The 9,056-nt window shown below is 71.8% G+C and carries 8 protein-coding genes; 1 reads left to right on the top strand and 7 read right to left on the bottom strand.

Translation table 11 applies throughout. From position 1 onward, the window contains the following. The 5 genes from AX737_RS06820 to AX737_RS06800 form a co-directional block, all read right to left on the bottom strand. The coding region (locus AX737_RS06820) for an MFS transporter (RefSeq protein WP_156453566.1) at positions 1 to 480 on the bottom strand (480 nt) is incomplete at its 3' end. 70 nt (positions 481 to 550) lie between these two features. After that, entirely contained in the window at positions 551 to 3,031 is a 2,481-nt protein-coding gene (locus tag AX737_RS06815; RefSeq protein WP_066920067.1) for a PAS domain-containing sensor histidine kinase, read from the bottom strand. 321 nt (positions 3,032 to 3,352) lie between these two features. Then, positions 3,353 to 4,753, bottom strand: coding sequence for an adenosylhomocysteinase (ahcY, locus tag AX737_RS06810; RefSeq protein WP_066920065.1), 1,401 nt, complete (start codon positions 4,751 to 4,753; stop codon positions 3,353 to 3,355). 204 nt (positions 4,754 to 4,957) lie between these two features. Further along, positions 4,958 to 5,341: a CsbD family protein gene (locus AX737_RS06805; RefSeq protein ID WP_066920063.1), complete on the bottom strand. Its 384-nt coding sequence runs from the start codon at positions 5,339 to 5,341 to the stop codon at positions 4,958 to 4,960. An 86-nt stretch (positions 5,342 to 5,427) separates the two neighbouring features. Then, positions 5,428 to 5,640 (bottom strand): CsbD family protein, encoded by a 213-nt coding sequence (locus AX737_RS06800; RefSeq protein WP_066920062.1) that lies wholly within the window; start codon positions 5,638 to 5,640, stop codon positions 5,428 to 5,430. 242 nt (positions 5,641 to 5,882) lie between these two features. Between AX737_RS06800 and AX737_RS06795 the strand changes: the two genes are divergently transcribed. After that, positions 5,883 to 6,896 (top strand): 2-dehydropantoate 2-reductase, encoded by a 1,014-nt coding sequence (locus AX737_RS06795; protein ID WP_066920060.1) that lies wholly within the window; start codon positions 5,883 to 5,885, stop codon positions 6,894 to 6,896. A gap of 90 nt (positions 6,897 to 6,986) precedes the next feature. Here the strand turns inward: AX737_RS06795 and AX737_RS06790 are convergent, their stop codons facing one another. After that, on the bottom strand, positions 6,987 to 7,703 hold the full coding sequence (locus AX737_RS06790) for a DUF4142 domain-containing protein (RefSeq protein WP_066920059.1): 717 nt from the start codon (positions 7,701 to 7,703) through the stop codon (positions 6,987 to 6,989). Between the two features lie 303 nt (positions 7,704 to 8,006). Then, positions 8,007 to 8,951, bottom strand: a complete 945-nt coding sequence (locus AX737_RS06785) for a metallophosphoesterase (RefSeq protein WP_066920058.1) — start codon at positions 8,949 to 8,951, stop codon at positions 8,007 to 8,009. Between the last annotated feature and the right edge of the window lie 105 nt (positions 8,952 to 9,056).

Genomic DNA, 9,056 nt, shown 5'->3' with positions numbered 1-9,056 from the left:
GCCCAGCACGGAGGAGGTCTGCCAGAGCGAGGCGTTCCAGGCGATGGCGCCGCCGAACAGCTCGCGGGAGACCAGCGTCGGCAGGAGCGCCTGCAGCGCCGGGTTGGCGAAGGCGCGGCCGGTGCCGACGAGGATCACCAGCCCGTAGACCGGCCACACGGCCTGCGCCCCGGAGAGCGCGTAGGCGAGCAGCCCGAAGCTGGTGGCCGCCTGCACGCCGAAGCTGACCGCCGCCACGAGCCGCCGGTCGTAGGTGTCGGCGACGTGGCCGGTGATGAGCGCGGCGAGCATCGCCGGCAGGAAGCCCGCCAGCCCGACGAGGCCGAGCGCCAGGGCGGATTTGGTGAGGTCGTAGACGAACCAGCCGATCGCCACCGCCTGCATCTGGTAGGCGAGGCCGGTGAGGAAGCGGGCCGCACCGAACAGGCGGAAATCGCCGTTGCGGAAGACGGCCCAGCCGGTGGTCGCGCGTGTGGACATGGCAGGCGTGCTGGGATCCCGGGCCCGACGCGTCAAGCGATCCGCGCCGCACGCCTGCGTGATCGGCCGGCTACTCGGCCGCCTCCACCTGCGCCTCGGGATCGACCAGCGGGAAGCTGCAGGTGACGCATGTGCCGGCGCCCGGGCTCGATTCGAGCGTGACCCGGCCGCCGTGCAACTCCACGAAGGAGCGCACGATCGAGAGGCCGAGGCCGACGCCGCGGTGGCGGGTGCCGAGCGTCCGGCTCTCGAAGCGGTCGAAGACGAGCGCCGCGACCTCGGCCGGCATGCCGACGCCGTGGTCGCGCACGCTGAGCGTCAGGTCGGTCGCGGTGCGGCGCGCGCGCACCTCGATGCGCTCGCCCGGATGCGAGAAGCCGACGGCGTTCGAGAGCAGGTTGAACAGGATCTGCCGCACGCGCTTGCCGTCGGCGTAGATGCTGCCGATGCCGGCCGGCACGTCGAGCTGCACGCTGAGCCGTGATTCCGCGAGCCGGTCCTCGATGCCGCGCATCGCCGCCTCGACGGTGGCGGGCACGTCGACCATCTCGCGCTGCAGCTCTAGCGAGCCGGCATCGATCGAGGCGAGGTCGAGGATGTCGTTGATGATGACGAGGAGCGCGCCCGAGGAGCGCATGATGTGCTCGGAATACTCGCGCTGGCGCACGTTGAGCGCTCCGACCGTTTCGTCGCCGAGCAGCTGCGTGAAGCCGATGATGTTGGTGAGCGGCGAGCGCAGCTCGTAGGAGACGTGGTGGACGAAGCTGTCGCGCAGCTGCGCGGCCTTCTCCAGGGCGTCGTTCTTCTCGGTCAGCGCCCGCTCGACGTTCACGCTCGCGGTCACGTCGATGAGGGTGATGAGCGTGGCGCCGTCCGGCAGCGGCTGGGCGGTGCAGTCGAGCACGGTGCCGTCCACCACCTCCAGCCGGCAGGCGAGGCCCTCGCGGCTCTCCAGGCCGACGACGCGGTCGCGGATGTCGAGCCAGGGCTCCTCGGCGGGCGCGAGGCGCCGGCAGGCCTCGATCACCGCCTCGACGCGCGGGCGCTCGGCGACGAGTTCCGGGTCGAGGCGCCAGAAGGCCGAGAAGGCGCGGTTGGCGAGCGTGAGGCGCCCGTCGCCGCCGAACACGGCCACGGGCTCGCGCAGGGTGTCGAGCGTCTCGGCCTGCACCCGCATCAGGGCGTTGTAGCGGGATTCGAGGTTCACCCGGTCCGAGACGTCGTCGAACAGGTAGGTCAGCCCCCCTTGCGGGTTCGGGTCGGCGACGACCCGAAGGGTCCGGCCATCCTGCAGGTACCACCAGGTCTCGTTGGCCTCCACCGCCCGGTAGGCCGCCAGAACCCCCTGCTTCCAGGCGCGAAAATCGGCGTGCTCCTCCAGCTTCCGCTCGGCGCGCAGGTGGTCGAGGATCTCGCCGTCCGAGGGGCGCCCCTCCAGGAAGGCGGCGTCGAGGTCCCAGAGCTGGCGGTAGGCGGCGTTGTGGAAGATCAGGCGCTGGCGGTCGTCGAACATCGCCACCGCGGTCGGCAGCTGGTCGAGGGTGCGCACGTTGGCGTTCATCTGCCGCTGCAGGTCGGCGCGTACGCTCTCCAGCTCCGAGACGTCGACCGCGATGCCGACCCGGCCGCTGTCGGCGCGGCTCTCGAACACGTCGAGCACCCGGCGGCTGCCCGCGACCACGGCGGAGAGGCGGGCCACCGTCGGGCCCGCGCCGCGCCGCGCGGCGTCCTCGCGCGCCACGGTCTCGCGGGCCGGCCGGTCGAGGAGCTCCAGCCCCTGGTCGAGGGCCGCCTCGCGGGAGGGCGCCTCGACGGCCGCCGCGTAGGCCGTGTTGACCCAGGCGAGCCCGCCCTCGCGGTTGCGCCGCCAGACCGGCTGCGGGATCGCGTCGAGGAGCGCGGCCAGCGCGGCCACGCCCCGGCGGGCCTCGTCCAGGGTCTCGCGCAGCTCCGCGATCTCACGGCGCTCCTCGCTGGTCTCGCGCAGGCGCAGCAGAGCCCGGCCGGCCACCGCCTGCCCCTGCGCCTCGATGCTGCGCCCGTCCTGGCTGCGGAGCGCGAGGTGGAAGCCGGTGCCGCGCACCAGCAGCGCCTCGACCGCCGCCTCGATCGCGCCCGCGTCGGCGGGCAGAAGCCAGGAGCCGAAGGCGAGCACGCGCCGCGCCGCGCCCGCGGCCGATCGGCCGTCGAAGGCGAGGCCGACATCGCCCTCGATCACCGGCTCGCTGCGGGCGTTCCAGGTCACGATGATCTGGCGCTCGGCGTTGAGCAGCATCTCGGCCCGGTCGTGGGCGCCCCGCAGCGCGTCCAGCGCCGCGGCCTGCTCGCGGTCGCGCCGGGTCCAGCGGGCGCGCTCGCGCAGGTGCAGCAGCGAGAGGATCGTGGCGAAGGCGAGCAGGCCGCCCAGCACCGAGAGGCTCGCCACGCCGTGCATGTGGAGCGCCGCGGCCGGATCCGCGGGCGCCGCCCAGGCGGCCCCGAGGCAGAACAGGGCGCCGACGACGAGTGCGCCGACGCGGGCCGCGAGCCGCGCCGTCCGTTCGAGACCCATGACCCGCCTCATCCCTCGACCACCGATGAGGCCGGCGCGCGCGATCGCGCGGCGCACGCGGCACCGTTCCGGCCGGCCGATCCTCGCGGACCGGCGGCGCGTCACCTCATCTGAAGATTCGATTCACCTTAGCGCGGGGGCGAATCGCGCCGGAAGGGGTTTGCGCGCAGGGCCGGGAGCCGGGGCGCACGCCGCGCGCGCGCGACACACAGAAGACACAGTTCGCTACCCCGGTGCAGGGTTGACAAAACGTAAAGAGCCCGGCGCGACGGCCGGGCTCGATAGAGCTCAAGAAAATTTTGAGCGGCGGGCCGAGGGCCCTCAGTAGCGGTAATGCTCGGGCTTGAACGGGCCGCTCTCGCCCACCCCGATATACGCCGCCTGGTCGGGGCGCAGCTTCGAGAGCTTGGCACCGACCTTCTCGAGGTGCAGGGCCGCGACCTTCTCGTCGAGCGCCTTGGGCAAGGTGTAGACCTGGCGCTCGTACTTGCCGGGGTTGGTCCAGAGCTCGATCTGGGCGAGCGTCTGGTTGGTGAACGAGGCCGACATCACGAAGCTCGGGTGGCCGGTCGCGTTGCCGAGGTTCACCAGGCGGCCCTCCGACAGGAGGATGATGCGGTGGCCGTCGGCGAACTCGATCTCGTCGACCTGCGGCTTGATGTTGGTCCACTTGAGGTTCTTCAGGCCGGCGACTTGGATCTCGTTGTCGAAGTGGCCGATGTTGCAGACGATCGCCCGGTCCTTCATCGCCCGCATGTGGTCGAGGGTGATGATGTCCTTGTTGCCGGTGGCCGTCACGAAGATGTCGGCGCGCGGGGCGGCGTCCTCCATGGTGACGACCTCGTAGCCCTCCATCGCGGCCTGGAGCGCGCAGATCGGGTCGATCTCCGAGACCATGACGCGGCAGCCGGCGTTGCGGAGCGAGGCGGCCGAGCCCTTGCCGACGTCGCCGAAGCCCGCGACCATCGCGACCTTGCCGGCCATCATCACGTCGGTGCCGCGGCGGATGCCGTCGACCAGCGACTCCTTGCAGCCGTAGAGGTTGTCGAACTTCGACTTCGTGACCGAGTCGTTCACGTTGATCGCCGGGAAGAGCAGCTTGCCCTCCTTGGCGAGGATGTAGAGGCGGTGCACGCCCGTGGTGGTCTCCTCGGAGACGCCCTTGATCGACTCACTGAGCCCGGCGAACCAGCCCTTCGGCTTCTCCTTGAGCTTCTTCTTGAGGAGCGCGAAGAAGACCTCCTCCTCCTCGGAGCCCGGCTTGTCGAGGAAGGCGGTGTCGCCGTTCTCGGCGCGCAGGCCCAGATGCACGAACATCGTGGCGTCGCCGCCGTCGTCGAGGATCATGTTCGGCATGCCGCCATCATGCCAGTCGAACAGGCGGGCGGTGTAGTCCCAGTACTCCTCCAGGGTCTCGCCCTTCACGGCGAAGACCGGGATGCCGGCGGCGGCGATCGCGGCGGCGGCGTGGTCCTGGGTCGAGTAGATGTTGCAGGACACCCAGCGGATGTCGGCGCCGAGGTGCTTCAACGTCTCGATCAGCACCGCGGTCTGGATCGTCATGTGGAGCGAGCCGGCGATCTTGGCGCCCTTCAGCGGCTGGCTCGGGCCGTACTCGGAACGGACCGCCATCAGGCCGGGCATCTCGCTCTCGGCGATCGAGATCTCCTTGCGGCCGTAATCGGCCAGACCGATGTCCCTGACGATGTAATCCTTGGCCATGGGGTCTGAAGCTCCGTCTCTGAGGCTCTGGGTCGGGTGCGGGCGGCCGGCGCGCGGGGGCCTTCTCCCCACACACCGGCCGCGACCGCGTCGGCGAGGCCTGTAGCAGGTCGAGACGGAGGAGGCAATCAAGACATAAAGATGTCTTTATGCCTGTTCTGAGCGGCCCCGGCATCTCCGGGGCCGGTGCGGTGCATCCGGCCGTCAGTCCCGGCCGCGGACGAGCCAGCCCAGGCCGAAGGCCACCGCGGCGACGATGGCGACCGTCGTTGCGCGGTTCTCGTTCGCCCGGTGCGCCAGGGCCCGGCCGTGCCGCTCGGCCCGGTCGCGGTAGTGCCGGCCGCGGGATTCCGCCTCGTCGTAGAGCGCCTGCCCACGCTCGCGCGCCTCGTGGGCGAGGTGGCGGCCGTCGCGGGCGAGATCCTCGGCCGCGTCGCGGGCGCGGCCGTAGGCGTACTGCGCCGCGCCCGCGGCCTGATCGATCGCGCCCTCGATCTGACGACCCGGCCGACCGCCGACGGCGCCGACGGCGGTCTTGGCGCGGCCGCGCAGGTTGCGGACGCCACCCTCGATGTGATCGCGGTTCATCTCTCTTCCTCTCTCTCGATTCCTCAGGCCGAAAACGAAGAAGGCCGGCTGAGCCGGCCTTCCTTAATGGATCGGCGGTGGGAGGCTCAGCGGCCCTTGACGGCGTCCGCGGCCTTCTGCGCGGCGTTGCCCACGCCGTCCTTGACGTCGCCGACGGCGCGCTGCGTCTCACCCTTGAGCTCCTGCGCCTTGCCCTCGGCCTGCAGCTTCTCGTTGCCGGTGGCCTTGCCGATGCCCTGCTTGACGTTGCCGGCGGCCTCGTTGGCCAGGCCCTTGAGCTTGTCGGTGGTGCTGCTCATCGCGTCGTCTCCCGTTCGCGGTCCCGGTCGCTGCGGCGCGGGTGGCCGCGGCGGGCCGCTTCGGTGGCGTGAACGGTGAAGCCGAACCCAGGTTCCGACGCGCACGTGCTCCCCCGCACACCGATGCGTGAGCGGTGAAGTTTTTTTGAGAGTCGGCCGAATTCTTTGCGGAAGACTGAAAGTCCGTGTTCGGGCAGTTTTGTAGGCATGCCGTATGCCAGCGGCGGTCAGGAATCGGACGGATGAGCATCGCGATCGTCGGCGCAGGCGCCATCGGCGGACATCTCGGCGTCAAGCTCGCCGCCTCGGGCGAGCGGGTCACCTTCATCGCCCGTGGCGCCAACCTCGAGGCGATCCGGGCCGGGGGCATGCGGCTGATCGAGGAGGACGGCACGGAGGTCCACGCCCCCGACGTGCGCGCCACCCAGTCGATGCAGGAGGCGGGGGTGCACGATACCGTGCTGCTCACCGTCAAGGCGCATCAGGTCGGGCCGATCGCGGCCGACCTCCGGCACCTGATCGGGCCGGACACGGCGGTCGTCACCCTGCAGAACGGGATCCCGTGGTGGTACTTCCTGCACGGCTACGACGGTCCGCATGCGGGCCGGCAGGTCGAGAACTCGGATCCGGGCGGCCGCATCGCCCGCCACCTCGACGCGTCCCGGGTGATCGGCTCGGTGGTCTACCCGGCCGCGATCCTCGAGAAGCCGGGCGTGGTGCGGGTGGTCGAGGGCAACCGCTACACGCTGGGCGAGCCGGACGGCTCGGTGAGCCCGCGGGCGCGGGCGCTCTCCCAGATGCTCGGCAACGCGGGCTTCAAGGCACCGGTGATCGAGGACATCCGTTCCGAGATCTGGCTCAAGCTCTGGGGCAACCTCAGCTTCAACCCGATCTCGGCGCTGACCCACGCGACGCTCGTCGATATCTGCCAATTCCCCGAGACCCGGGCGCTGGCGCGCGCCATGATGGCGGAGGCGCAGGCCATCGCGACCGCGCTCGGCGCGACGTTCCGGGTCGACATCGACCGGCGCATCGCGGGCGCCGAGAAGGTCGGCGCGCACAAGACCTCGATGCTGCAGGACGTTGAGGCGGGCCGCGCGATCGAGTTGGAGGCGCTCGTCGGCTCGGTGATCGAGCTCGGCCGGATCACCGGCACGGCGACCCCGCATATCGATGCGGTCTACGCGCTGATGCGGCTTCTCGCGCGGAGCCTGGAACGCCAGGGGGGCCGTCTGGCCATCCAGCCGGCCGGATAGCGGCCTCGGGCGGCCGGGGGCGGTCCGGCACGACGAGGGCCGCCCCCTTCCGGGGACGGCCCTGCGCGCTCAGGCGGAGATCGGCGGCGATCAGCCGTCGATGCGACCGGCGAGGCTTGCCGAATGGGCGTGCTCGTCGGCGATGAAGGGCAGCGCCTCGTTGGCGAAGGTGCGGCCCGCGTTGCTGTCGCCGTTGCGGGCGTAGGTCTGGTAGAGCGCGAGCGTGCGGGCATCCGAGCGGGCCTGCTCGCGGACGTAGGTGCGGTCGAAGTCGCGGCTGTTGCGGGCGGCCTGCAGGCGGGCGATGCGCTCCTGGCCGTTCGGGCCGAGCGCGACCCGGCGGCCCGGCTCGGCCGGGCTGTTGTCCACGATGCCGACGCCGCCGAGCACGCCGCCGACGATGTTCGTGCCGAGGTTGGCGGCGATCGTCACGGGCGCCAGGACCACGCCGAGCGGGTTGTCGAGACGGGTCGGGATGCCCTGGCGGTCGGAGACGACGCGGCCGGTAGCCGTCAGCGAGGTGCCCTCGGGCAGCAGGGCCTTGGTAGTGGCCTCGCGCTCGACCAGGACGCGGTTGGCGTAGTTGCGCACGCGCGGGTTGCGGGAGCGCTCCAGGGCGATGCGGCTCGCCTCGATGCTGGCGGCGTCCGAGCGCAGGGCCTCGGCGCGGAAGGCGGGGGTGCTGGTCCCGGCTGCGCCGACCGGGGCGTCGGCGCCGATGCGCAGCGGCAGGGCGTCCTGCGCGAGGGCGGGCGTGGCGAGGGCGGCGACGGACAGGCCGAGCGCGGCCAGGACGGTGGTCTTCATGGTGGTTCTTCCTCGAAGGTCGCTCTGAGATCGTTCGTTTTGCCGGCGCTCCCGATGAGCACGGTCGCGCCATCAACTTGTGCGCCGCAGTCCTGTTCCGCATGGGAGCGGTCCTTTCAGTCCCGGCATGGGCCAGCGGCGGCGCATCCGAAGGGGCGCACGTCCCTGCGGGGAAAACCGTTCTGCGGCCGTGCGTTAGACTGAGACGAAAGGCATTTGGGCTGCGTACCGGAAGAGATTCCGATGCCAGCGTCGCCCGGTCCGGGCCCTGCACAAGATATCAAATATGCGTGCGATGCATATCTATCGCGCTGCGGGATCGCCGGCTTCCATCTCGACCACCACGATTTCGGGCGGAATACCGAACCGCACCGGCAGTCCGCTCATCCCGAGCCCGCCCGAGACCACGAGATCCGTCTGCTCCCGGACATGGCCGTAGGCGTAGCGGGACCCGTAGCGCGAGGGCACGATGATCGGGTGGCCGAAGGGGCTGACCTGCCCGCCATGGGTGTGGCCCGACAGGGTGAGCGCGACCCGTGGCGGTACGCGCGGGAAGATGTCGGGCTCGTGCGCCAGCAGGATCGCGGGCGCGCCCGGGGGGATCTGCGCCAGCGTGCCGGCGAGGTCGTCCACGCCGGGGCGGAGGGTGGCGTCGCGCCGTCGCGCCGGCAGCAGGGCGAGCTGGTCGCCGAGCCCGGCGAGCCAGACCGTGGCGCCGCCGAGATCGAGGGGGGCGACGGCGTTCTCCAGGAGGCGGATGCCCGCCGCCTCCAGCGCCCGGCCCGCGACGGTCGGGCCCTGCCCGCGCCGCTGCGCGGCGCGGTCCTCCCACCAATCGTGGTTGCCGAGCACCGCGAAGGTGCCGAGCGGGGCCCGCAAGGCCCCGAGCACCGGCGCCCAGGCCGCCGCGTCGATGGTAGCGGTGACGAGCTTCATGCCGGCGACGTAGTCGCCGGTGAGCACGATCACGTCGCCGCCGAGCCCGTTGGCGACCGCCACGATCTCGGCGATCTGCCCGAGCGGCATCCACGGCTCGCAGGCGTGGATGTCAGAGAGCGCGACGATCCTGAGCCGGCGCCCGGCCGGCCAGGGGGCAGATGTGCGGATCCGGTAACGAGTGACGACGATCCGGCGCGGCTCGACCCCGACCGCGTAGGCGGCCGTCCCGGTTCCGGCGAGCGCGGCCGCGCCAAGGCCCAGCAGCACCGTGCGGCGCGTGACCGTGACGGCGCGGCGCCCCTCAGGCATCGGCGCCGTCGTCGGGGAACAGGCCGGGCTGCCGGCTCGGGTCGGTGCGGGGCACGGCGAGGCCCATATGGCGGAAGGCCTGCGGGGTGAGGACGCGGCCGCGGG

It is taken from the genome of Methylobacterium sp. CCH5-D2, assembly GCF_001556475.1.
Lineage (GTDB): Bacteria > Pseudomonadota > Alphaproteobacteria > Rhizobiales > Beijerinckiaceae > Methylobacterium > Methylobacterium hispanicum.
Note: the sequence above shows the minus strand (reverse complement) of the source record. Positions and strands in the feature narration are given on the sequence as shown.